22 protein-coding genes and 1 pseudogene are annotated in these 25,001 nt (G+C 47.7%); 9 read left to right on the top strand and 14 right to left on the bottom strand.

Translation table 11 applies throughout. From position 1 onward, the window contains the following. Positions 1–30: 30 nt before the first annotated feature. Complete coding sequence (gene gldJ / locus ACFS7Z_RS05785; RefSeq protein ID WP_377482254.1) at positions 31–1,260, bottom strand: gliding motility lipoprotein GldJ; 1,230 nt, start codon at positions 1,258–1,260, stop codon at positions 31–33. Between the two features lie 63 nt (positions 1,261–1,323). Continuing rightward, positions 1,324–2,337, bottom strand: coding sequence for a PorP/SprF family type IX secretion system membrane protein (locus ACFS7Z_RS05790; protein WP_377482256.1), 1,014 nt, complete (start codon positions 2,335–2,337; stop codon positions 1,324–1,326). A gap of 153 nt (positions 2,338–2,490) precedes the next feature. On the opposite strand from ACFS7Z_RS05790, the gene ACFS7Z_RS05795 reads away from it, so the two are divergent. From ACFS7Z_RS05795 to ACFS7Z_RS05805, 3 genes and pseudogenes are all read left to right on the top strand, one after another. Next, positions 2,491–5,502, top strand: coding sequence for an AsmA family protein (locus ACFS7Z_RS05795; RefSeq protein ID WP_377482258.1), 3,012 nt, complete (start codon positions 2,491–2,493; stop codon positions 5,500–5,502). A 268-nt stretch (positions 5,503–5,770) separates the two neighbouring features. After that, positions 5,771–6,330, top strand: a pseudogene (locus ACFS7Z_RS05800) (DUF4382 domain-containing protein). Positions 6,331–6,338: 8 nt separating this feature from the next. After that, entirely contained in the window at positions 6,339–6,464 is a 126-nt protein-coding gene (locus tag ACFS7Z_RS05805) for a hypothetical protein (protein ID WP_377482260.1), read from the top strand. A 115-nt stretch (positions 6,465–6,579) separates the two neighbouring features. On the opposite strand, the gene ACFS7Z_RS05810 is transcribed toward ACFS7Z_RS05805, so the two are convergent. The 5 genes from ACFS7Z_RS05810 to ACFS7Z_RS05830 all read right to left on the bottom strand — a co-directional run bounded on the left by ACFS7Z_RS05810 (position 6,580) and on the right by ACFS7Z_RS05830 (position 8,753). Beyond that, positions 6,580–7,056: a DinB family protein gene (locus tag ACFS7Z_RS05810; RefSeq protein ID WP_377482262.1), complete on the bottom strand. Its 477-nt coding sequence runs from the start codon at positions 7,054–7,056 to the stop codon at positions 6,580–6,582. 1 nt (position 7,057) lies between these two features. Then, positions 7,058–7,453 carry a DUF6970 domain-containing protein gene (locus tag ACFS7Z_RS05815; RefSeq protein ID WP_377482264.1) on the bottom strand — a complete coding sequence of 132 codons (396 nt, stop codon included), beginning with the start codon at positions 7,451–7,453 and terminating at the stop codon, positions 7,058–7,060. A 64-nt stretch (positions 7,454–7,517) separates the two neighbouring features. Beyond that, entirely contained in the window at positions 7,518–7,898 is a 381-nt protein-coding gene (locus ACFS7Z_RS05820) for a diacylglycerol kinase family protein (RefSeq protein ID WP_377482266.1), read from the bottom strand. 157 nt (positions 7,899–8,055) lie between these two features. Next, complete coding sequence (locus ACFS7Z_RS05825; RefSeq protein ID WP_377482269.1) at positions 8,056–8,454, bottom strand: methionine-R-sulfoxide reductase; 399 nt, start codon at positions 8,452–8,454, stop codon at positions 8,056–8,058. Between the two features lie 101 nt (positions 8,455–8,555). Further along, the gene (locus ACFS7Z_RS05830) at positions 8,556–8,753 is read right to left on the bottom strand and encodes a PhnA domain-containing protein (protein ID WP_377482271.1); all 198 of its coding nucleotides are present in this window, start codon (positions 8,751–8,753) and stop codon (positions 8,556–8,558) included. Positions 8,754–9,371: 618 nt separating this feature from the next. On the opposite strand from ACFS7Z_RS05830, the gene ACFS7Z_RS05835 reads away from it, so the two are divergent. After that, complete coding sequence (locus ACFS7Z_RS05835) at positions 9,372–9,812, top strand: hypothetical protein (protein WP_377482274.1); 441 nt, start codon at positions 9,372–9,374, stop codon at positions 9,810–9,812. A gap of 238 nt (positions 9,813–10,050) precedes the next feature. On the opposite strand, the gene ACFS7Z_RS05840 is transcribed toward ACFS7Z_RS05835, so the two are convergent. The 7 genes from ACFS7Z_RS05840 to ACFS7Z_RS05870 form a co-directional block, all read right to left on the bottom strand. Beyond that, on the bottom strand, positions 10,051–10,542 hold the full coding sequence (locus ACFS7Z_RS05840) for a YdeI/OmpD-associated family protein (RefSeq protein ID WP_377482276.1): 492 nt from the start codon (positions 10,540–10,542) through the stop codon (positions 10,051–10,053). Between the two features lie 29 nt (positions 10,543–10,571). Continuing rightward, complete coding sequence (locus ACFS7Z_RS05845; protein ID WP_377482278.1) at positions 10,572–11,561, bottom strand: hypothetical protein; 990 nt, start codon at positions 11,559–11,561, stop codon at positions 10,572–10,574. Positions 11,562–11,773: 212 nt separating this feature from the next. Continuing rightward, positions 11,774–12,751: a 23S rRNA (adenine(1618)-N(6))-methyltransferase RlmF gene (rlmF, locus tag ACFS7Z_RS05850; RefSeq protein WP_377482280.1), complete on the bottom strand. Its 978-nt coding sequence runs from the start codon at positions 12,749–12,751 to the stop codon at positions 11,774–11,776. Positions 12,752–12,870: 119 nt separating this feature from the next. After that, a complete protein-coding gene (locus ACFS7Z_RS05855; protein ID WP_377482282.1) occupies positions 12,871–13,686 on the bottom strand; it encodes a TIR domain-containing protein in 816 nt (271 codons plus the stop codon). 144 nt (positions 13,687–13,830) lie between these two features. Next, on the bottom strand, positions 13,831–15,228 hold the full coding sequence (gene fumC, locus ACFS7Z_RS05860; protein ID WP_377482284.1) for a class II fumarate hydratase: 1,398 nt from the start codon (positions 15,226–15,228) through the stop codon (positions 13,831–13,833). A gap of 173 nt (positions 15,229–15,401) precedes the next feature. After that, a complete protein-coding gene (locus ACFS7Z_RS05865; RefSeq protein ID WP_377482286.1) occupies positions 15,402–16,118 on the bottom strand; it encodes a hypothetical protein in 717 nt (238 codons plus the stop codon). Between the two features lie 24 nt (positions 16,119–16,142). Next, positions 16,143–16,625 (bottom strand): Mpo1 family 2-hydroxy fatty acid dioxygenase, encoded by a 483-nt coding sequence (locus tag ACFS7Z_RS05870; protein WP_377482288.1) that lies wholly within the window; start codon positions 16,623–16,625, stop codon positions 16,143–16,145. Positions 16,626–16,880: 255 nt separating this feature from the next. Here ACFS7Z_RS05870 and ACFS7Z_RS05875 point away from each other — a divergent pair, with 255 nt between their 5' ends. From ACFS7Z_RS05875 to ACFS7Z_RS05895, 5 genes are all read left to right on the top strand, one after another. Continuing rightward, positions 16,881–19,802, top strand: coding sequence for a CHASE domain-containing protein (locus ACFS7Z_RS05875; protein WP_377482290.1), 2,922 nt, complete (start codon positions 16,881–16,883; stop codon positions 19,800–19,802). A 149-nt stretch (positions 19,803–19,951) separates the two neighbouring features. Continuing rightward, on the top strand, positions 19,952–21,331 hold the full coding sequence (gene radA / locus ACFS7Z_RS05880) for a DNA repair protein RadA (protein ID WP_377482292.1): 1,380 nt from the start codon (positions 19,952–19,954) through the stop codon (positions 21,329–21,331). A 288-nt stretch (positions 21,332–21,619) separates the two neighbouring features. Continuing rightward, positions 21,620–22,801: a baeRF3 domain-containing protein gene (locus tag ACFS7Z_RS05885; RefSeq protein WP_377482294.1), complete on the top strand. Its 1,182-nt coding sequence runs from the start codon at positions 21,620–21,622 to the stop codon at positions 22,799–22,801. A 123-nt stretch (positions 22,802–22,924) separates the two neighbouring features. Then, entirely contained in the window at positions 22,925–23,947 is a 1,023-nt protein-coding gene (locus ACFS7Z_RS05890; RefSeq protein ID WP_377482296.1) for an SPASM domain-containing protein, read from the top strand. Between the two features lie 38 nt (positions 23,948–23,985). Further along, on the top strand, positions 23,986–24,918 hold the full coding sequence (locus ACFS7Z_RS05895; RefSeq protein WP_377482298.1) for a mechanosensitive ion channel family protein: 933 nt from the start codon (positions 23,986–23,988) through the stop codon (positions 24,916–24,918). The last annotated feature ends 83 nt before the right edge of the window (positions 24,919–25,001 follow it).

A 25,001-nucleotide genomic window follows, 5' to 3' on the forward strand; every position in this document is an offset into this window, starting at 1 on the left:
TTTTTGATTTGTCAATATTTTACTTATTTCTTATCTGTTTGAGCCAGCATTTATCATGGCGCAACGGAAACCGATAGTAGCTGTGGAAGAATCCTGAGCCATGAAGCGGCGTGTACCAGGAGATAACCAGTAAGCTACGTCTTTCCAGGAGCCGCCTTTGAATACGCGAACTTCATCATTTACCAGTGAGTGGAAACCTTCGCTTGAGTCATAGTTCTCTGCCTCATCCAGGTAACCGTCTCTACGGAATGGATTCAAGTCTTCAACGTCCTGGTAAGACAGCGGACGGTAGATATCCTGCACCCACTCGTTTACGTTACCAGCCATGTTGTACAAACCAAAGTCGTTTGGCGGATAGCTGTAGATATAATCTGTGATCATGGCGCCGTCATTTAAAGAACCTGCAATACCGGCATAGTCACCGCGGCCACGCTTGAAGTTTGCCATGAACTTACCCATTTCCTTACCATATGGGTTACGCACCTGGTGTCCGTCCCAAGGATATAGGCGGCGGTTGTTCTGGTTTTCGTCTTCTGTGTACTGTGTTCCTATCATCGCCTGTGCCGCGTACTCCCACTCAGCCTCTGTTGGGAGACGGTAGTTCGGCAACACAAGACCAGACTCGATAGTTGGTGCTGTGCCTTCTGCCGGCTCTTCGTTGCCGCCGCGACGGCCAAACAAGCCTCTACGGCCACCACCTGTCTCCTGCTTCGCAAAATTTTCGTTTACCTTGGCTGTACGCCAGATAGTAAAGTCGTTAGCCTGTAACCAGCTTACACCCACAACCGGGAAGAAGCGGAAACCTGGGTAACGCAGGTAATAAGTTACGTAAGGGTCGTTGAAAGACAACTGACGTGACCAAACAGTAGTGTCTGGCAAAGCCGCCTGGTATACTTCCGGCAGAGAGTCCTTCTTCAGGTAGTGCAGGTACTCCAGCCAGTGGATGTTGGCTACTTCCGTTTCATCCATGTAAAAAGAAGCTACCGTTACAGTACGCTCCACGTTGTCACGTGTCATGGCGATATCCTCCTCCATAGAGCCAAGCACCGTACGGCCACCTTCGATGAATACAAGACCTGGTCCTTGCGGGAACTCAGCATACTCAGGAACATCGAAAGCTTCTTCATCCTCACCATACTCGATACCAGTAGCGCTACTGTAAGCGCCAGGATTCGTGCTGGTTGGTTGACCTCCTTTAGAGCAGGATCCCAGGAGAAAGCCTCCTACAACTGCCACTGATAAATACTTAATTAACTTCATAAAATAGTACCCAATTAAGATAAGGTTCTTGTAACGTAGTTTAATGTGCAATTATAACTAAAATCAGAATGCTGGACAAACAATGTTTCTGTTTAATTTACGCCTGGAGTGGCCTTTAAACAAATTATTTAAATCAGCCGGTTCAAAAACAAGTGATATTTCATTTGCACCACCGGCTTCTCTGCTAAATCCCTGTAATCCAACATCGTGGCTGTAGCCAACTTTAAAATTCTTCAATTGCAGGCCTGCTATGATGGACACCGTTTGGTCCTGGTTAGTTCCGCCTGCTATAGGAATTCCATTGTATATGAGTCCTAACGTCAGGGGCGTGTAAATAGTATATATGCCTATATCTAAGCGGGTTAAATTTTTTTGGTGCAATAACGTGGCTGTAGGCGAAAAGCTCAGCTCAAACAACTGGCCCCGTTCCTCATACGATTTAGCATAAAATTTATATCCCGCTATGGCCGTATAATGGATCGGTAGTTCCGTCTCCTGGTTAAATCCGTAGCCGGGCCTGTTGAGGTGTGTGGCCGTCAGGCCGGCCCAGAACTGGTCTGTGTACACCAGGCCGCCCACCGTAAAATCCATGTAATAGCTTGGCTCAAACCTGTTTGCCTCTGCCGAGGTCACTGCCACCTGCCCCTCATCTGAAAGCTGGTCTCCGAACACCAGGTTATCAAAGTTCACCCGCAGTGATGCCACGCTTGCCAGCAGCCCAGCCGACATGGCCCATTTTTCAGTGATATTGGTGTGGTAGGCATAGCCGCCACCTAATTGCCACTTCTGCAGCCCCCCTACCCCGGCGCGGTCCTGTTGCACCAGCAGGCTTACAGCACTTTTAGTATCTGGCAACCTATAGTCTGCAGCCAGTTGGTTGGTAATGAAAGAACCGTTTAGGGCAGGCCACTGGTTCCGGTGCGCCAGCCCGATGCTCCAGCTACTGTTAATGCCTGCAAAGGCCGGGTTCAGGTACAGGCGATTCGCATACTGCTGCGTGAACTGCACATCCTGCGCCCTGGCAGTAATTACCCACAGGCAGCATACATACAGCAAAAATATCTTTTTTAAGCCCATGCCTATACCAAACAAACCTAGCGTAACGCTTTAATAGAGAGAGTAAGTATTAAGTTGCTTCTCATAATTAGCACGGTTTTAGCTATTAATTAGCTATTAAAGTAAATAGATTAGCATCTATATTTGAACAACGACTGAATAACCACCACATATATGAAAAAAGTAGCAATTGGGTTTTTTATTTTTCTGGCACTGCTGCTTATCACGGCGGCTGTAGTGCCGGTTCTTTTCAAAGATAAAATCAAGCAGGCCCTCGACAAAGAGATAGCCAAGAATATAAATGCACAGGTGCTTTACGAGACGGATGACGTGAGTGTGTCCCTTTTAAGGAATTTTCCTAATCTGTCGCTGAATGTAGAAAACCTGGCCGTTGTAGGGAAAGACTCTTTCCAGACAGACACGCTGGCTTACATTCCCTCCTTTTATATGGGGCTTAACCTGATGAGTGTTATCAGCGGCGATGAGCTGAAGGTGAATTCCATTACTCTGGAAGAGCCTGTTATAAAGCTTGTCGTGCTTAAAAGCGGGAAAGCGAACTGGGATGTTATGCTGGAAGATACCACTGTTACGGAAGTTGATACAGCGGCAGCTGATTTCAGGATGGCCATCAACCATTGGGAAGTAAACAATGGTACCCTCTTTTATACCGACTACAGCTTACCGATGAGCATGGCTGCCTATAATGTGAACCACACCGGCAGCGGCGACTTTGAGCGGGATGTGTTTGATATGGTTTCGAACACTACGGCTGAGCGGTTTTATGTGGTGTATGATGGCGTAAACTACATCCAGAACGCAGTGCTCGATGCAGAGGTGGAAATGACTATGGACCTGGAGCAATCCCTTTATACGTTCAAAGAAAACAGCATCCGGCTTAACTCGCTCCCTTTCAAGTTTGATGGCTCCATCCTGATGCCGGACGAAACCATTGCCATGGACCTTACCTTCAAAGCTACCGATGCTGACTTCAAGAGTGTGCTATCAGTGGTGCCGGGTATGTATTCCGAGAAATTTGAGGATATCAAGACAGCAGGTAAGTTGAGCTTCGACGGCTATATTAAGGGAGCTTTAAACGACACCCTCATGCCGGGTTTTGGTACCGAGCTGAAAATTGTGGATGCCATGTTCAAGTACCCGGACATGCCGCAGGCTGCCACGGATATTAACGTGCACATGCTGGTTGACAACCCGGACGGAGACATTGCCAAAACAGTGATAGATGTACGGCAACTGCACATGGAGTTTGGTAACAACCCGATTGATGGCCGTGTGTTGGTACGCGGTTTAGAGCCGATGTATGTGGATGGCAACGTGAAGGCAAATCTAAACCTTGGTGAACTTACCAATGTGTTCCCGATAGAGGACATGACACTGCGCGGCCTGCTGAAAGTAGATGCCAATGCGAAGGGAACCTACAGCGATACTAAAATGCCGATTATTGAGGCGGATATGTTGCTGACAGATGGCTACGTTAAAGCAAAGGATTTTCCGGAGCCAATTGAGCGCTTGAACATGGTGGCTAACATCCTGAACACGACAGGTAATACCGATGATACCCGCATTAACGTAGAGCGCTTCAACATGGCCCTGGCAGGCGAGCCACTGGAAGGGCGTGCTTTAATTGTAGGCATCGATAAGCCAGCCTTTGATTTCAAAATAGATGGTGTGCTGGATTTGACCAAGCTGACTAAAATCTTCCCGATTGAAAACACCGAGCTGGCAGGTGTGATCAAAGCGAATGTAGCGGCTAAAGGCACGATGTCTGATATTGAGGCTGAGAAATACAACAATGTGCAGGCAAACGGTGCCGTAGCGGTAGACAACCTGAAGTATGTGAGCACGGATCTGCCAAACGGCATGCGTATCGATAAAGCCGCTGCCACTTTCAACAACGACCGTATCCAGGTACAGAGCATGAGAGGCTACCTGGGCAAAAGCGATATAAAGGCGACAGGTACAGTGTCTAACTACCTGGGCTATGCCCTGGCAGAAGATCAGCCTTTGCGTGGTACATTTAATATCAGCTCAAATCGATTTGATGTAAATGAGTGGATGGTGGATGATGATGGTGCTGTGGCCGACACATCTACAGAAGGTGTAGTTGAAGTGCCTGCCAACATAGATATGGCCCTGAACATCGATGCGAAGCAAGTACTGTATACAGACATGCAACTGAACAATGTGAGCGGTCAGGTACAGGTAAAAGACAAGATTGCGAGGCTGAACAATGTGAAGTTCAATACGCTTGGCGGTACATTCACGACCAGCGGTAGCTACAACACCCAGGACCTGGCCCGTCCGCTCTTCGATATGAAGCTCGATATCCAGGAGCTAGGCTTTAAGGAAGCGTTCAGTGCATTTAATACGGTAAAAGTGTTTGCTCCTATTGCCCAGGTGCTGGAAGGTAAGTTCTCCACGAACTTTGCCTTTGCAGGGGAGCTAGGCCAGGATATGGTGCCTATCTTCAAAACGCTGGATGGTACAGGTATCATCAAAGTACTTAGAGCGGCTGTAAGTAATGTGCCTATTTTGAACAAAATCACCAGCCTGACAAATCTTCAGGATCTGAAAAGCTTTGTGATAGAAAACAGGTACATAGATGCTCAGATTGTGGACGGTAAGCTTGTTGTGAAGCCTTTTGATGTAAACGTTGGTAATATTGATATGTCTGTGGGTGGTAGCACTAGCGTAGATGGCGGCTTAGATTACGTGACCGCCCTGAACGTGCCGTCTGGTAAAGTAGGTAGAGAGGTGAACGCACGACTGGCAGGTATACTTGGTAAAGAGAACATGCAGGAGTCTGAGCGTGTGACGCTGAAACTGAGCATTGGCGGAACCTACTCTGATCCTAAAATAGCCTTAACGGGTGGTTCTGTGAAAGAGAAAGCCACTGAGTTTGTGAAGGAAGCCATTGATAATCAACTGGACGTGGCCAGGCAGCAGGTAGACCTGCGTAAGCAACAGCTACAGGACAGTGTGCAGGCAGAACTGACCCGCAGAAAGCAGGAAGCAGAGCGTCTGGCCCAGCAGGAGATAGAGAAGAAACGCAGAGAAGCTGAGCAGCAGATTAAAAAGCAGGCTGCTGATAAAGTAGGTGGATTCCTGAGGCAGATAACCAAACCTGTTGCCACACCAACAGACACAACCAAGGCAGGTAATGAATAGCTTTTGCCAGAGCAGGTATAGCATAAACACCTGAATAGTAAATTAAATATAAAAGCCAGCGGAATGATTCCGCTGGCTTTTATATTTAATTTACTATATACTAGTGCGGCTATTTATCGTAAATATGTATGCTGGATGCGATTTAACTTTAAATGCACTTTATTTTAATCCAATTCTCATGAAAAGGAAGTACATTATTCCTTTTCTGCTGAGCGGCTTGATTGGCTTTAGCTCTTGCGACAGTGACAGCGACACAGGCTCTGCCAAAATGGAGGTCCGGTTAACATACTCTCCTGGCGACTATGCTAAGGTGAATGTGGACATTCAATCGGTGCAGGTGCACAAAGATGCTGCAGGCGATAAGGCTGGTTGGGTGACGCTGAACGAGATAAACCCCGGCGTATACAACCTGCTGGACTTCGCTAACGGCCGTGACACCTTGTTGGCCAGTTCTAGTTTGCCGGCAGCAGAATTTCGCAGATCAGGCTTCTGCTTGGCCAGAACAACCCGCTGAAGTTGAAGGATGGTACAAAAGTAAATTTGAAAACGCCAAGCGGCCAGACACCAGGGGTAAAACTGCAGCTAAATGCAGACCTGGAGAGCAACGTGACCTACATGGTGTTGCTGGACTTTGACGCAGCCAAATCAGTAGTGGCCAGAGGGAACGGTGCTTATAATCTGAAGCTGGTGGTGCGAACTATCACGCATGCCATTGCAGGCGGTATAAAAGGCAAGGTAACTCCTGCTGAGCATAAGCCGGGCATCTATGTAATTTCAGCGGCCAATGATACCATTGGGGGTTTGCCAACGAGAATGGTGATTTCCTGATCAAAGGTGTGAAAGCCGGTACTTATACTGTTAAGTTCTACACAGAAGACGAGGCTCATAATAAGACTGTCGAATACGTGAGCGTAACACAGGATCAGATAAAGGATTTAGGAACAGTAGAACTGGCGCACTAAGCTTCAGCCTTACTGATTGCCTTATCGACATCAGATCAGATTTAAAACAAAAGGAGGTCTTCTACTAGAAGACCTCCTTTTGTTTTGTCTATTGTCTAATAAGCCTTTGTCAAAATTAAAAATCCTGCCCCATCAGCTCACGCACATACGTTACATAGTCTGTGTTTGGCGGCGTATGGCCGTTCTTGCGCAGGTCTGTGGCAGTCTGTGCGCGGTGGTAGGTGGCGTGGTTGAAAGCATGCGTCAGGATATCCAGCACACGCGTGCTGTATTTGTTGCCGAGGCTGTTGCTGTAGTCAATCAGGCGGTTGAACTCTGCTTCATCGGCATTCTGCGCCAGTTCCGCTATTTTGTAAGATGAATACTCATGCAGTTTCTTCAGCTCCTCCAGGTTATGCTCCTGCCATACTTTTACAGGGCTTTCTGTGCCGGTGATGCGGGCAATCCAGATAGCCTGTGCATTCAGGGCGTGGCTAAAAAGGCGTGCTGCATTTTCAGGCACTTCGGGCAGGCTGCTGAACACGTCTAGCATGGTCTTGTTTGCCCATATATTGTATTCTGATAGGTTTTTTAATACGTCGTTTCCTGTCATTTCAGTTTTGTTCTCGTTTATCTTCCCAAATTAAAGTTTCATCTTTTCGCTGCTCAAAAAAGTCAGGGCAGCGGCCGTCTCCTTTACCCGTAATACCTCCGTCTGGCTCGCAAATTACTTTTCCGTTTATATCGTATACCTTGCCAGGTATGTCGCAGCAGCGGCCCACTACGTAGTAAACCTCCTGCTCTTTATAGGTGTAGCGGTAGATTTTTGCGGGCGGGTTAGCAGTTTCGTCTTCCTGCATCTGCTGAATCATCTGGTTCAGCCATGGTGCTCCCTGAGCGTTGGCAGTAGCGGCCTCTGCTATTACCGGCGACACCCCCGGCCTGCAACCAGCTATTGTTATAGCTATTACCAGTGCGGATGCCCGAACCAACGTGTACGCTCTTGCCATTGTGCCTGTTTTCTTTTTGCGGAGCAAAGGTAATAAACCAGCCTTATATGAAAAACCGGATAAATTAACCTTTTACGTAGGCTATCCAATAGGGTACAAAGATGACCAGGCCAATAACGGCTGCTGTAATAGCTGCCATCAGCACAGCCCCTGCCGCTAAGTCCTTGGTTTTGCCAGCCAGAACATTATAGTCCGGCGAAACAAGGTTTGTGAGCGTTTCAATAGAGGTATTGAAGATTTCTGCCATCCACACCATCCCTACACAAAAGATGAGCAGGCACCACTCCATGCGTGTTACCTCGAAGCGGTACGCCATTACAAACACGATGATGCTCGCCAGCACATGGAGGTGCATGTTCGGTTCGCTGCGGAAAACGGCAGTCATACCTTTGAACGCAAACTTAAAGCTGTTATAGCGGGTGCTGAAAAAGGATGGTCGTCCCATAGCGTCTTGATAGATGGTGCAGGATAGGTACGGTTGGATATTACTTGTACAGGAAGTATAAGGTTTTGCCCCCCTGTTTATAGACCCTGTGGTGGACCCATAGGCCTATAAAAGAAACAGGCAGACGAAATAATTCATCTGCCTGTTGCCTGTAGATTTATTGCTTCTCCAGTTCCTCTACCGGCACAAACTTCATCGATAGTGAATTTACGCAGTGGCGGATGTTCTTTGGTGTCAGGTACTCGCCTGCGAATACGTGGCCGAGGTGTGCCTCGCAGTTGGCGCACACAATTTCAGTGCGGCGCCCGTCGGCATCCGGCACACGCTTTACAGCACCCGTTATCTCATCATCGAAACTTGGCCAGCCGCAGTGAGAATCGAACTTGTACTCTGAAGTATAGAGCGGGTTGTTACAACGTTTGCACAGGTATACACCTTCCGCTTTGTTATGCTCATACTCTCCTGTCCCGGGATACTCGGTGCCTTTGTTTACAATAATGCGTGCCTCCTCTGGTGTAAGCTTGTTATATTCTGATGGGTCTTTCGCTACTTTCATAATTTCTGTTTTCTCTGTCATACGATACATTGTATAAACATGAAAAAGCTTAAAAGGGTTTGAGGCAAGGGAGCTGTATAATAAGCTGGCTTAGGCTTTCTTCAGTACATTGTTTTTAGTACCACCTGGCTTTTGCCAATGCGGCACTCCACTTCCTCCGGGCTGTTCGTCAGGCGGATGTTCTTGATAACATTCCCTCTCTTCAATGTAGTAGGCATGCCTCTCACCTTCAGATCTTTAACAACGTGTACAGAGTCGCCGTCGTTGAGGATGTTGCCGTTGCTGTCTTTTGCTTCCATTATTTTACTTGCTAGGCAGCAAAGGTAGTAATTCTAAATGAACCGGGTGTTGAAAGCAGAACCGGAGATTAGTACTTGCTGCATCCTAGAGTTTGCGGAAAGCAGTTATTTGTGTGAGAGCGGCGACAGGGTTCCCCATTGAAACAAGCTACAACCAAACTACTGCTTATTAGCTACCACCTTAAGACTGCTAAATAACTGCGGCAGGAGGAAGAACACCGGCAACGACAGTAGGAATTTATAGCAATGAACAGGCACTTAACAGTTGAGTTAGTTTTTACCGGTAACAGCTGTTGTATATCTGCGATTCTGACTTCTCCAGGAGATAGAAATACATTTTTATTCGAGTTGATAAATCTAATGTATAAACATCTTAACACAAGATATCCGAAGGTAACAATAACACAAGATTCTTTTGCATTAAATTTTGATTCGTTCACATCAAAATACTGACTGATAGACAATTATGAGGCTTCCAGAAGAACAAGAGCAGAGGTAACTTCGTTCTCAAATGAAGAAGACCTTTGCCCGGTGCTGATATGCAAAATACCTGAACCTGATGGCAGTCTGAGTCCACTGATCCTTCTAATTTTTTCAATATTTTAAAGCTTAAGCACTATGAACACGTACACATCTTTCTTTCGGAATTTGTTTGGTGCCAAGGATCAAACCTCAGGTGCCAGAGAGCCAAGGCAGGTAATTATCACTTCTTCTTCGCAACCAGAAGTTTTGCAGAAAAGAATGCGGGAAGAGAAATTATCTCACGGCGAAACAGTGACAGCAAACTTATCTCCTGTTCGGTTGGAAAAGAGCCGCGGAAATATGGTGCTGTACTTTTGCCCCATGAAAAAAATTGAAGTCCTTGAAACGGTTTCTTCCGGTGATGGAGGTAGTATTCCGGAGCAGGCCAAAGTAGAAGGTCTAACTATACCGAAAGATCTGAAGGAGGGATTCTACACGCTGAAAAACGTTACCCTAACCTCTAACGGGACGATGCAGGTAAAAGCAACAGACAAAACAGATTGGGAAACAGCAGGATGTGAAATGTATCACTGGTAGCATGCCCGATTTTAAATGTTGATGGCTTTATTTCCTGCTGTTCAACAATATACTACTCCAGTCTTTTAACAAAGAGGCACATTCAGAAGCAGGTACTCTACCCGTTCTTGCTCTAAACAAGTATTGTATTAGGTTGTAAATGAGAAGCAGCGAAGCCATAGTTTGATACACTACTAAACTATAGCTTTGCTGCTTCCTTTTTTGCGCCCTGTCCTGCGTCAAAGTAGGATATCAGAATCTACAAGCAGGGTCTATTTCTTATGTAGCTTCTGGCTAAGCAGCAGCTTATTGATGGTCTGAACGATGCACTCCACTTTTTTTCGTCTGTTTTGGCAGCATAAATCCATTCTACAAAGGCTTTTTGCTCCCCATCTGTACAGTTGTAAAATGCTTTATGTGCAGCTGGTTCATCCTTGAGGCAAGCAAGCAGTTCTTCAGGCACCTCCTGCGGTGCGTTGTCTGAGTACAAAGTTATGTGCACCCAATCGCCTTCCTCCTTTCCTATTCTCTTCCTGATTTCCGCCTTTACCGGAAGGAAAAGCTGCCCGCTGCCCATCGGCATTAAGCGGTAGCCTTTTACTTCATAACTGTCGATGTTGCCCTTCACTCTAACCCAGCCAAATGGCGTGTGCTTATCCTGCAGAACTTCTGGAATGGCAGCGTACGTCCAGCCTTCTTTGCCCGGGAATTTCTCCAGCAGGTACAACTTGTTGGTTAGTGGCGTATCCATTACAAGCAACTACAGCCAAACATATCTACTTACTGGTACCACAGATAGACAACCTTATTGTTCTCCATTCTCATGACTAACGCTCTGGATGGCGTATCTAAAGAATTGTTCAGCGGGAAAGTGTCTGCATAGGTAAAGTATAGATCCGGCACCCCCTTTAATGTAGCAAATGTCTTCTCAAACTCTGAACTGTCGGGGCAGTCAGCACATTCCTTTTTAAGCTGGCGCTTCATTTGGGCATCTACTTCAGGGTAGTTCCTGTAGGCCAAATCTAAGTTGTACCTGCTTCCGAAAAGTACTTTATCACTGGCCTTAAAAGGCTGGCTGTCTATTAAGTAGTTGTAGTATTCGAGGCACTCACCGGCATATGAGCCAAAATTAACTACTTTGGTCTCCACTTTCCTCCCGGTAGTGAAAGCGGTAAATGTCTGATCTTGGTTCCTGAACAGAGAGTCTGCCAGTTGCGGGTGAAAAACCACTTTATCTATGGAAGTGCTGTCAATAGTAGCCGTTAGCTTGCTGCTGGTCAGTATTCTATTTTCAGCAGAAATATCCAGAAACGATTCGCTCTTGTAGTCATATGCCGGAAAACTAAAAACACCAAGCTCATCTTCCTTTAACTTAAAGATGGGAAACAGGAGTTGCGCCGTAGTGGGCGTCGCACGCACTTCTTCTTCAGACTGGTTCAGGTATGTGTCCAGGGCCAGCAGGAATGCCTTGTTCTGCTCCGTAAGTTCCGGGTTCGACAGAGCCTTGGGTAAAACGACTGTCTTAAAATAGGCTGCTCTGGTTGAGTTTAGCTTCTCCCACTCTTCAAAATGGGCAGCACACTCCTGTCTGAGCGCTTCGGTGGCTTCTTCAGCCGTTGTGGTTGTGGTGCTGTCTGCTGCTACAACGTCACTACCCATGGCAGCCTCTATTGCTTCCAAATCAGGCTGAGTCTCTTTTTGCTTACATGAAAACGTAAAAGACAGCATCAGGAGCAGGAGAAAGTAGCAGTTCCTATAGTTTTGTTTCATCGCGTGTGTTCTCTGAAGGCATGTAGAGTCCTGATAACTTATCTTGCTTGTTGTTATCCAGACACGGAAACGTTAGAAAAGTAAGGATTTATAAGCAACATTGCTACACTATATAGCTGAATAGCAACTTACTTATAAAACCGTATACTACTGTAGCTTAACCAGTGCATTTTCTGGGTTGGTGCACCTGCCAGTAAGACGGGTTAGGCAAGCTAAACACTCTTGCTTCGCCATTGGCCGTTTATCCAAGCTTGCTGTTGCTCCTGGCTGAGAAAGGTCCATGCGACGATGCGGCTTGTCTTATTTCCCTGGTTCATCTGTATTGTTTTCACTTCCAGCGCCCCCCCCTGCTTTAGCGCCTGGTACATAGCTTTGAGGTTGGTTTGCTTTGATACCAACGTCGAAAACCAGAAGCACGAAGCGGCGAACTGCCTGCTCTGGTAAACCATGTCCGTTACAAAACGCCTCTCCCCTCCTTCGCACCACAATTCTGCTTTCTGGCCACCAAAGTTCAGGGTTGGTTTCGCGACCTTCTGTTGTTTCAGGTTCGTTAGCTTCCGGATTGTTCCGGCCTGCGCCTCTGCCAGGGAGGCATGGAATGGAGGGTTACATACGGTCAGGTCTATTCGCTCATCCCTGTTTAGGATGCCCTGGAAAATATCTTTCGGATTCTTTTGCAACCGCAGTTCCACCTTACCTTTCAGGGCTGGATTTGATTCGATGATTGTATTTGCCGAAGCAATGGAAACAGGGTCAATATCAACTCCGATAAAGGACCAGCCGTATTCTTTATTCCCGGTAATAGGGTATACACAACTCGCCCCTACCCCAATGTCCAGGCACGTGATGTTGCTGCCTGTCGGGATTTGTCCCTGGTTGGCGGCAGCCAGTAAATCAGCGGCATGATGTATATAGTCGGCTCTGCCAGGGATGGGCGGACACAGGTAGCCGGGTGGAATGTCCCAGATTCGGATGCCGTAGAAGTGTGCCAGCAGTGCCTTGTTCAGCATCTTAACAGCTTTGGGATCAAAGAAATCAACCGACGCATCCTGGTAAGCATTCAACTTTACAAAAGGCGCCAATGCCGGGCAACTCTCCACCAACTGCTTAAAATCGTACCGTGCCCGATGCCTGTTACGCGGGTGTAAACCCGGTTTTTCTTCTGTATTAGACTTCTTTTTTTGAGACATGGTAATCAGTTATCTGCTTGAGACGGCAGGATAAAAGAGAAGCGTAAAATAAAGATTTACCCGAAGTATAACCACAAGGAAAGTGTCGTTAAACTTGCGGAGTGAGAGAAGTGAGAAAGTCAAAAAGGTAGATCATCTGATTTTGCTTCATACAAGCTATATAACTTTTGCTCATCTTTGAGTATAACGTTTAAACCATCTTGAGTAATCTTATAAGAATAATACTCCTCATCATTACCATCCACATCATTTTCTTTCTGAACAAGACCAAGTCTTTCTAACTTAATTACAGAAAGATCAATTCGTGGGTCTTGTATATTTAATTCGTTTTTTACCTGCCACAGGCTATATCCTCTTGGAGAATTTGTATAAGTAGTAATTAGTACAGATAGTAATCGAAAGTCAATATCAGATAGATTGTGGTCTACAGATACCTTATTAAAATTCGAATTTTTATAAGTATTAATCCTCCTGAGTACTCCTATATTATCTATTTCCCTCTTTATAAGTGTACATGAATAATTCAAAGCAGAGGCAATGTCTCCATCTGAACGATTGGGTTCAAAATCTGCGGCTGTCACTCCAAGCAGATCAGTAGGAAAATGTAGGTCAACATTCCTGGGTTTGATGATAAAACATCTTTGCTTTCCGAGTGTGCCAATAAATAGACCTAACTCAAAAATTACGTTATCTCTAACAATCTTTTCCTCATTGCTCCTTATTGTTGCTATATCATCGGGAGAGAAAATGAATACTGCGAAATCGACTGAAGATGCCTTTTCAGTTAACGAATCGATTGTACTGTTAGCCAGTTTGAATGTTCCATTCCTCCATATAGTAACCTCATAGGAATGATCTAAATTGGCGTTAATCGCGTCCGCTATGTCTAAACTTTCAGTTGAGCAACCAATAAATAACCTGGGCTTTCTTTCCATCAATGACAGCTTTAAGGTAGAAGTATAAATATAGCAAAAGTTATAGGAATTGATATCAAACAGAAGAGCAGCCCCAATCAGAGCTGCTCTTCTTTATCTATTACACAAGAAGAAATCCTGTGTCTAACACTTAATATCCAGCGATTACTTCTTCAAGCTGCCAATCATATCCTCCGGCTTCACCCACTCATCGAACTGCTCGTTGGTGAGCAGGTCAAGGTCAATGGCAGCTTGGCGAAGGGTTGTGCCTTCTTTGTGGGCTTTTTTCGCAATTTTAGCGGCGTTGTCATAACCGATGTGCGGGTTCAGAGCCGTTACCAGCATCAGTGAGTTCTCGAGGTTATGCTTGATGCGCTCCCTGTTTGGCTCAATACCTACGGCACAATGCTTATCGAACGAGTCGCAGGCATCACCAATCAGCTGGGCGCTCATCAGCAGGTTATAGATCATCACCGGCTTAAACACGTTCAGCTCAAAATGGCCGTTCATGCCACCTACAGAAATCGCCACATCGTTTCCAATCACCTGGGCGCATACCATGGTCATGGCCTCTGCCTGGGTTGGGTTTACCTTACCCGGCATAATCGAAGAGCCTGGCTCGTTTTCCGGGATGATGATTTCTGATATACCGGAACGTGGGCCTGACGCCAGTAAACGGATGTCGTTGGCAATCTTCATTAGGCTTACGGCCAGTTGCTTCAGCGCACCGGAGGTCTCCACTATGGCATCGTGGGCGGCAAGTGCCTCAAACTTGTTAGGAGCTGTGATGAACTCATGTCCGGCATATTCAGAGATTTTCTGGGCTACCAGTTCGGCATAGCCTTCCGGTGTGTTAAGACCTGTACCTACGGCAGAACCGCCCAAAGCCAGCGTGCTTAGGTGGTCCAGGGTGTTGTTAAGAGCCTTCATGCCATACTCCAGCTGCGCTACGTATCCGGAAAGCTCCTGGCCCAGCGTCAGCGGCGTAGCATCCATCAGGTGCGTACGGCCAATCTTCACCACATCCATAAACTCCTCTGACTTAGCATACAGCGTGTCGCGCAGCTTCTGGATCATAGGCAGCGTGTGTTCTACCACCTTTTTATAACCCGCAATGTGCATGGCAGTCGGGAAGGTGTCGTTCGATGACTGCGACTTGTTTACATCATCGTTCGGGTGAATCTTCTTCTTCTCATCCATCAGGTCGCCGCCCAGCAATACGTGCGCTCGGTTAGCTACCACCTCGTTCACATTCATGTTCGACTGAGTACCGGAACCTGTCTGCCATACTACCAGCGGAAACTCATCGTCGAGCTTACCAGCCAGTATTTCGTCACATACTTCGCTGATGATGTCGGCTTTGTCCTGCGCCAGCACGCCCAGCTGCGCATTGGCCTGTGCAGCAGATTTCTTAAGTATGGCGAAGGCCTGGATTACCTCTTTCGGCATGGTTTGCCCGCCGATGGTGAAGTTCTCTTTTGAGCGCTGTGTCTGGGCGCCCCAGTATTTTTCTGCAGGTACCTCTATAGGCCCCATAGTGTCTTTTTCTACACGAAATTGCATATAGTTTTATCTATTAGATTTAAGGAACATGTGTCTGCGGCAAAACTATGAAATTATTCCATAACATGCGGGCAAGCCAATGGCTGCTTTATTCCTTACGAACATGAGCAGGAATAGCTTAAAAGGAAACAGGAAAAACGGCAGGCAACAGGCGGTTCCGGCATAAAAGCCAGTTAACGAATCACCCGCTTATCTGATTCTGCAGCCAGCAAAGCAATCATTTCCAGCTGCACTGGTTTCAGGTAAGTGGTGTTCAGGTTTGTCTGGTCGGTAAAGGAGACAAGGTACTCGCCCTCGGCCCCCAGATACCGGATACTTTCAATCTCATTCATGTCGTAAGCCCGTTGCTCCAGCAGCAGGTTCGTCACTCTTATTTCCTCCTGATCTACTGTTACATGCCAGCGCAGCGCATAAAAGGTTGCCATACCTGAAATTGCTAGCAACATAAGTAGCAACAAGCTGTAAACACGGAGGGAATTATGCCCTTCTGCCTGCTGCATATAAGCCTTGTATAGCTCAAAATCGTTGCCAAGTAGCGCACTCTGCACGATGCGCAGGGGCAACAGCGCCAGCGTAAGGCCAAGCAGCAGGCCCGGCGCGAAAAGTGCACGGAAGTTCGGCGTCATGACGAACATGTGGTCCTTGGAGGCATGGATAATGCTGGAGATGAGCGCCAGTATACCGGCACTGAATACTGTTAAAACAGTGGCAAAAAAGAAGTAGGCAATGGTCAGTTTCAGCTCCTGCTTCTGTATGTATTTCAGTTCTTCTGCTGAGATGGCTGCGGCATTCTGAGCCGGCGACAGCCTGCGTAAAGCGTAACGGACAACCGGCAGCAACACTGCCACCGCAAAAAAGGCAATAAGTAAACTCTTGATAATCTCCAGCATAGGGAAAGGGTTAGTCCCGCAAAGTTAATACGGTATCCCCAATTTCCGATAAATAAAGCCAAGTAACCAAGCTGGTCCGATCAACAGGAACTGCACGTCTTTCAGGAAAGACGGCTTTTTGCCCTCCACCTTATGGCCGTAAAACTGCCCGATCCAAGCAAGTATAAACACAACTAAGCTGATGAGCCAGAGCGGTGTTTCAAAAGCCTCCTCTACTGTATGCACCGCCCACAGCATCATTCCGCATATCAGGGCCATTCCCAGGAACATGGTAAAAGACAGGCGCAGGTAAAACAACAGGCCCAGCACCACCAACACAGTACCAAAATGCACGTAAGGCTGCACCTGGGGCGGGAACGGCTCCTTCAGGGCACCACTGGGGATGCTGGCCAGCAAGCCGATAACGCTGAAAAATATCAACGGAACGCAGACCCAGTGGATAAGCTTGTTTGTGTGGTTCTGGTGGCTCTGGCCATATTCATCGAACCACTGCTGCATTGTTCTCATGATGTTTCTATTGAAAGTGAGGGACTTAGCTCAGTTTGAGTAAGGCATTATAAAAATGGAAAATAATCATTTCATCTTATTTTTACAACAAAAATTCACCCTCTGAATATGATTTTTCTGTGCCCTGCGTTCTTCAAGTATCTAACCTTTTTTTGTACATTTGAGAATAGAGGTCAAAGCGGCCGGGGGAGCGGTAGAGTTTAAAAAAGCTCCTGTCACTTTTTGCCGGCATTACCTGGTATTAAGCCATAACGCATGAAATTCGCCAAACTGGCTCGTTTTTTAAGAGATCATTATATTGCCGTCTTCTCTTTTCTGCTCATATTCCTGCTCACGCTTTTTGTATTTACAGAAACGAGGAGGAAAGCAAAGGAGCGAAGTGAAAAGTTATTTGGTCTTCGTGCTGAACAGGCTACCCAAGCCATTAGTAAGCGCATGAATGACTACATTCAGGTACTGACCGGGGCGAAAGCATTTATTATTGCTTCGGATACAATAGAGCGCAATGACTGGCGCAAATACTACAATTCGCTGAACCTGGAGAAAAGCTACCTGGGAATGCAGGCGCTCGGGTATACGCACTTTGTCAGGCCCGGGGAACTGGCAGGCTATGAGCGGAGAATACGCTCGGAGGGCTTCACCGATTTTAGCGTTTATCCGGAGGGAAAACGGCCGCAATACACTCCCATTACTTTCATTGAGCCCTTTTCAGGCCGGAATTTGCGCGCCTTCGGCTTCGATATGTACAGCGACTCCACCCGCCAGTCAGCCATGAACATGGCCCGCGACACGAAACTCCCGGCCTTATCCGGCAAAGTGCGCCTGGTACAGGAAAACGGTGAAGACGAACAGAACGGATTCCTGATTTATTTGCCTATCTATAAAAACAACGTTGACCCTGCCTCTATAAAGGACCGCCAGAACCAAATCAAAGGATTTGTATATAGTCCCTTCCGCGCAAAGGACCTGATGGACTCCATCCTGGCGCAGGACTTCAGGACTATTGATGTGGAGGTATACGACGGTAACAGCCTGACAAAAGAGTCGTTGCTTTACAGTTCAGACCCCACCTTATACTACTCCACCAGAAAGAACAGCCTCTACAGCGAGCTAAAGACTATCAGCGTTGGTAACCATACATGGCGGCTTTTTATTTCAACAGAGCCCGGTCTTGAAAAGACTGCAGATACAGAGTTGCCATACTACATCCTGTTTGGAGGCACGATCATCAGCTTACTGATGGCCTTTATTATCTGGTCTCTTTCCAACACCAGGCGTTCAAACCGCCTGAAGCAGACCATTACCGACAATGCCACGGCAGCACTCTTCATTATTAATGACAAGGGCTACTGCACCTTTATGAACCCGGCTGCCGAGGAGATGACGGGGTATACCCTGGAGGAAATGCAGGAAAAGACCCTGCACGAAATGGTGCATTACAAGCACCCGGATGGTTCTGATTTTGCAGTAGCGGATTGCAAAATCCGTATGTCTCTGTCCATTGCAGAGGCTTTGGAGCCTTACGAAGACATGTTTATCCGCAGGGACGGAAGCTTCTTTAACGTGTCCTGTGCGGTGCAGCCTATCAAGGAAAGGGGGGCTGCAGCTTACGCTATTATTGAGGTACGAGACATTACCGATGAGAAACGGGCACAGCAGGCAATTATGGAGAGTGAGGCGCGCTTCAGAACCATGGCCGATAACGCACCTGTTATGATTTGGGTGGGTAACCCGCAAGGGGAGTGCGTGTATGTGAACAAGCAGTGGATTGACTTTACCGGGCTGACGTTCGAGGAAAGCACCAGCACAGGCTGGCGCGAAGTGCTGGAGCCGGAGGATATGCCTAAGTACTCGGGAGTGTTTAAAAAGGCCACTGCAGCGTTTGAGCCGTTTAAAATGGAAATGCGCATGCGTCGCCACGATGGACAGCTGCGCTGGGTAATGAATACAGCCATGCCACGCTTCGGGGTGAACGGGGAGTTCCTGGGGCACATCGGCTCAGTGCTTGATATTTCAGAGATAAAGGAGGCAGAGCGCAAGGTAAAGCAGAACGCGGAGCTACTGCAGAAGCTGTTTCTAGAGGTGCCGGCGGTCGTGGGCCTGGTGCGGGCGCAGGACTACAAATACGTACTGGCAAATCCACAGTACCGCCGCCTGTACGGCAACCGTCCGCTTGTGGGCAAAGCCATTTACGATGCGCATACCAAAGAAGAAGGACAAGGGTTCTTTAAGCGCATAGAGCGTGTGGTGGAAACAGGTGAGCCCTTTGTTGGAAACGAGATGATTGCCATCTTCGACCGCCACAACAATGGCAAGCCGGAGCGCGGCTACTTTAACCTGGTTTACCAGCCGTTAATAGATGGCACCGGTAAAGTAGAGGCCGTGCTGGTGTTCGCAGTAGAGGTGACAGAGCTGGTGAAGGCGCGTAAAGAGCTGATTACCACCAACGATGAGCTAAGCGAAAAGAATGACGAGTTGCAGCGTATCAACAACGACCTTGACAGCTTTGTATACACGGCCTCCCATGACCTGAAGTCGCCTATCGCCAACATGGAAGGTCTGGCTACGCTGCTGCGCGACATTCTGCAGGACTCGCTTAAAGAGGAAGACATGCAGGTGCTGGACATGCTGCAGCAAGCCATAAATAAACTTAGAGGCACTATTGCTGACCTGACCGAGATCACAAAGGTGCAGAAGGAACTACAATCAGAAGTGGAGCCGCTGTCTTTTGAAGACATGCTGCAGGATATTACCTCTGATATTGATAAACTGATACAAGCCTCCGGTGCCACCATCAGTACCGATCTGGAGGTGAAGAATATCCTGTATGCCCGTAAGAACCTGCGCAGCATTATTTATAACCTTGTCTCTAACGCTATCAAGTATAAATCGCCGGAGAGAGCGCCGGAGGTGCGCATTGCTACTTATCAGGAGGGCGAGTATATCGTGCTGGAGGTAGAGGATAACGGCTTGGGTATAAAAAAGGAGCAGCAGCACAAGCTGTTTACCATGTTCAAGCGCCTGCACAGCCATGTGGAGGGTACGGGCATTGGACTGTACATCGTCAAGCGCATCATCGAGAACAACGGCGGCCTCATTAAAGTAGAGAGCGAGGTAGGCAAAGGCACTACGTTTAAAGTTTACTTCAAACAAGCATCCGTAGCTGAAGTAGTATAAGTTTAAGAAACTGGTTCTGCGTAATGCCGAAGCAGTTTTTTATCTAAACTTTGGCGCGAAAAAAGTAATCCTCCTACTCCTTTTTTTGTTCTTATTAGCTGGGTGTATTCATCCAGAGAGAATCAACTAAACACGAACAACAACATTTAATGGCTAAAATAAAAACGTCCTATTTCTGCCAGAACTGTGGCGCCCAGTCTGCCAAATGGATTGGAAAATGCCCTGCCTGTGGCGAGTGGAATACCTATGTGGAGGAAGTGGTGCAGCGCGAGGAGGTAACACCCACCACTGCCTGGAAAGTGGGCACCAGCACCGCGCAGGTTTCTAATAAACCCAAGCCCATTGCGGATATCAGCTTTCAGGAGCAGCAGCGCGTGGTCACGCAGGACCAGGAGTTGAACCGCGTACTGGGAGGCGGTATTGTGCCGGGCTCAATGGTGCTGATTGGGGGCGAGCCGGGCATCGGTAAAAGTACGCTAATGCTGCAGATTGCCCTGAGCCTGCGCGGCCTGAAGGTGCTGTACGTGAGTGGCGAGGAAAGTGAGCAGCAGATCAAAATGCGCGCTGAGCGCCTCAACGCCCAAACCTCCGACTGCTTTATTTTAACGGAAACAGGCACCCAGAACATCTTTAAGCAAATTGAACAGGTGCGGCCGCAGGTGCTCATCATCGACTCTATCCAGACACTTCACTCCTCTTTTATAGAGTCTGGCGCTGGCAGTGTGAGCCAGGTGCGGGAGTGTACGGCAGAGTTGCTGAAGTTTGCAAAGGAGAGCGGCACCCCCGTCTTCCTTATCGGCCACATCACCAAAGAAGGTAACCTTGCTGGCCCGAAGATACTGGAGCACATGGTAGACACGGTGCTGCAGTTTGAGGGCGACCGGCATATGACCTACCGCATCCTGCGCACCACCAAAAACCGCTTCGGCTCTACCTCTGAACTGGGCATCTATGAAATGCTGGGTACAGGCCTGCGGGAGGTAAGCAATCCATCGGAAATTTTGATTTCGCAGCGCGAGGATGCTTTTAGCGGTATCGCCATTGGTGCCACGCTTGAGGGCAACCGCCCCCTGCTGATAGAAGTGCAGAGCCTCGTAACACCTGCTACGTACGGTACACCGCAACGCACCAGCACCGGTTACGATGCCAAGCGCCTGAACATGCTGCTGGCAGTGCTGGAGAAGCGCGGGGGCTATCGGTTGGGTGCGCAGGACGTGTTCCTGAATATAGCGGGTGGCTTAAAAGTAGAAGACCCTGCCCTCGACCTTGCCGTGTGCGCCTCCATCCTTTCCTCTTTCGAGGATATGGCCATCCCGAGCACAGCTGCTTTTGCTGCTGAAGTTGGCCTTGGTGGCGAGGTGCGTGCCGTAAACCGCGTCGAGAATCGCATCAGCGAGGCGGAGAAACTTGGCTTCAGGGATATTTATATCTCTAAATACAACAAGAAAGGCCTCGACTTCAGCAAATTCTCTATCAACATACATGCCTTTGGCCGATTAGAGGAAGTATTCAGTAACCTGTTCGGGTAAATTGGTTTGTTAGCATGCTTTGATGCTAAGAACATCCAAGAACGCGCCGCCAATTTATAGTGTGGCAGCTTCCGAATCAGATTGTTCTTTTATACTTCAGTTCCTGTACTCAAGCCCGTTATCTTGCTGATTTCGGGCTTTTTTTATATTCCGGAACAATACGGGGGCTACTTCAATAGTAAGGAGGGCAATAACCGTTGTTTGTTTTGCTGCGTACTTAAAACTTACATACCGGTGTACACCGGAGACTATTTTGAACTATGAAAACCTACTTTAACCACAAAAAACATGGCATTAATAAATAAAAAAGATATTGAGAAGTTGATAAATGTGCAAAGCAATTCAGGAAATGCTCTGTGCCTCTCCTTCTATTTACCCACTCACCGCGCAGGCAAAGAAACACTGAATGGGCAGGATAGCCTTGCTTTCAAAAACCAGATACGTAAAGCAAAAGAACTCCTGGAAAAGCATGATGTTCCGGCTGCAGAGGTAGCAGAGTATATAAAGCCTGCAGAAGATTTGTTGCACGAAAACGGCTTCTGGCGCCATCAGGGCGAAGGCCTGGCGGTATTTATCACGAAAGGCTTTTCAACACATTACACCTTGCCTATTTCTATGCCGAATGAGGTCTTTGTGCTGGACCAGTTTTACTTTACGCCCATTCTGCCTATCCTGAGCCAGAACGGCCGCTTCTTTATTCTTTGGCTGTACCGCGAGAAAGTTGCCTTCTATGAGGCGACCATAGATAAAATCAGACCAATTGATATCAGTTCGTTTGTGCCGGAAAGCTTTAACGAGGCGCTGAAGTTCGATGTAAAAGGAAATGACCAAGACTTTACAAACTCCACCACCACTGTGAATGGAAGCAACATTGTGCACGGGGCAGGTACCACGAAAGGCGATGAAGAACATAGTCGTGTGCGTGAGTTCATGTTGGACATAGACAACAACCTGCAGGAAATTCTGCACAACGCTACTGAGCCGTTAGTGCTGGCTGGTGTAGACCACTACTGCGCTATTTACCGAAACGTCAGCAAGTATAAGCACATTGTAGAGCAGAACATTAACGTGAACGAGGGCGGAGGCGACATGCATTCGATACACGAAAGAGCACTGGGTGTGATGAAGCCACTAATGCAGCAGGGGCATTCAGATGCACTTTCGCGCTACCAGGATGTAGCCGGCACAGGTTCAACTTCTGAAGATATCGCCACTGTGGCTGCCGAGGCAGTGCATGGCCGTATAGATACCCTGTTTATCTCACCGACAAACCCTGTATGGGGAACTTACGATGCCGTAAAAGCAACAGCCGAGGTGCACGAGGAGTACCAGCGTGGTGATGATGACCTGATAAACCTGGCTGCCATCAAAACAATAGCACAGGGAGGCAAGGTATATGTTAGCAGCAGCAATGGCCAGCAAGAAACAACAGACGGACGTGCGAACGTAAAAGCCTTGTTCCGATACTAAGAGGGCAGTTATTTTTGGCCTTTCGCGCCAGAAACCATAACTTAGAGGGCAGCCAGTGTGGCTGCCCTTTTTTCTTCAGCAAATGGAGCTGTTGGTTCCCTTTTCTGAATTAGCCTCTTTTGCATGAACCTGCACCTGACCGATGGGTTGAACTTTTTATCGAAGCTGACGCTGCTCCGGGTTGTAAATGCCCTGCAGGTGGTGAGCAGCTATATCCTGTCTAAAGTAACAGGCAAGGTTAGGCACTGGGGCTATCCGCTCAGTATCTCGCTGGAGCCCACCACCTCCTGCAACCTGCGCTGTCCGGAGTGCCCCAGTGGCCTGCGCTCCTTCTCCCGCCCTACGGGCATGCTGCAGGACGATCTCTTTAAGAGTACCATAGACCAGCTGCACCGGCGCCTGCTGTACCTTATCTTCTATTTTCAAGGAGAGCCTTACCTGCACAAAAACTTTCTGAGTTTGGTAAGGTATGCTTCCGACAGGGGCATCTATACTGCTACCTCCACCAACGCCCATTTCCTGGACGATGAAACCGCCCGTAAAACAGTGGAGTCAGGCTTAGACCGCCTCATTATCTCTATAGACGGTACTACACAGGAGACATACGCTGCTTACCGTATTGGCGGAAAGCTGGATAAGGTGCTGGAGGGAACACGAAACGTGGTGAAATGGAAAAAAGAGATGAAATCCAGAACCCCGCACATCCTGTTTCAGTTTTTAGTGGTGCGGCCAAACGAGCATCAGCTGGAAGATGTGAAAAAAATGGCACAGGAGTTGGAGGTAAACGAGGTGGCATTTAAAACAGCGCAGATTTACGACTACCAGCAAGGGTCTTCGCTGATACCAACCATTGATTACTATTCAAGGTACAGGAACAACGGGGACGGCAGCTATAGTATCAAAAACAAGCTGCTGAACCACTGCTGGAAAATGTGGCACTCCTGTGTTATCACCTGGGATGGTTTAACAGTACCTTGTTGTTTTGATAAAGATGCCGACTACAGGATGGGAGATTTAAAAGAAAATAATTTTAACACAGTGTGGCGCGGGCCGGCATACAACCAGTTCAGGCAAATGCTGCTAGGCTCCAGGGCCAACATAGAAATGTGCCGCAACTGCACAGAAGGTACTAAAGTATGGGCATGATCTTTAAACGTTAAAGGAGAACCTACCTGATGGAATATATGAACGATTTAAACGAGGCAGTAGAGCTGCTGTGGGGCAAACTGGAGGGCTGGGGCGATAGTATCGTGCTGATGCTGCCGAACCTGTTTGTAGCCCTGGTGCTGCTGATTATCACATTTTATGTGGCTGGCTTCGTAAGAGACTGGGTAGGTAAGTTTATCAACCGGTTTTCGCATAGCGCAGCCCTGAACAACCTCATATTAACGCTTTTTTACATCGGCATGCTGCTGGTAGGCTTTTTCTTTGTGCTTACCGTGCTCAACCTCGATAAAGTTGTCATCTCCCTGCTGGCTGGTGTGGGTATCATCGGTCTGGCCCTAGGTTTTGCCTTCCAAGACATTGCCGCCAACTTTATTTCCGGGGTTATTATTGCCGTGCAAAAGCCGTTTGGAGTGGGCGACAACATCGAAACGAATGACTACTTCGGTACAATTGAGCGAATCACGCTTCGCACCATCGATATCCGGCAGGTGACCGGAGAGCTGGTAAAGCTCCCGAACAAGATGGTGTTTGAAAACCCGCTCACTAACTTCTCTGTTTACGGTACCCGCCGCATTGATCTGGAGGTAGGCGTTTCCTATGCCGAGGACCTGGAACGTGTGCAGCAGGTAGTAACCGAAGCGCTGGAGGACGTGAAGAACCGCGTGAAAACACGCAATATTGAAGTAATGTACGATGAGTTCGGAGAGAGCTCTATCAACTTTAAGGCCCGCTTCTGGGTGACCTACAGCCGCCAGGTAGATTATGTTAGCGCCAAAAGCGATGCCATTATCCGCATCAAGAAAGCCTTCGACGCAAATGACATCCTCATTCCATTCCCAATCCGCACGCTGGACTTTGGAATAAAAGGAGGCGAAAAGTTAAACGAGCAGCTGGAGGCCATAACTGCCTCAATGAAAAACGGGCAGCACTTAGGAGGCAACGGCCAGTAAACCTGGAGGGTGGCTTGTATGAAGTCTTAGAATATTTAGAATATGTAAAAGAAAAGGGCTGATACTTCTATCAGCCCTTTCTG

Source organism: Pontibacter toksunensis (genome assembly GCF_042686245.1).
GTDB lineage: Bacteria > Bacteroidota > Bacteroidia > Cytophagales > Hymenobacteraceae > Pontibacter > Pontibacter toksunensis.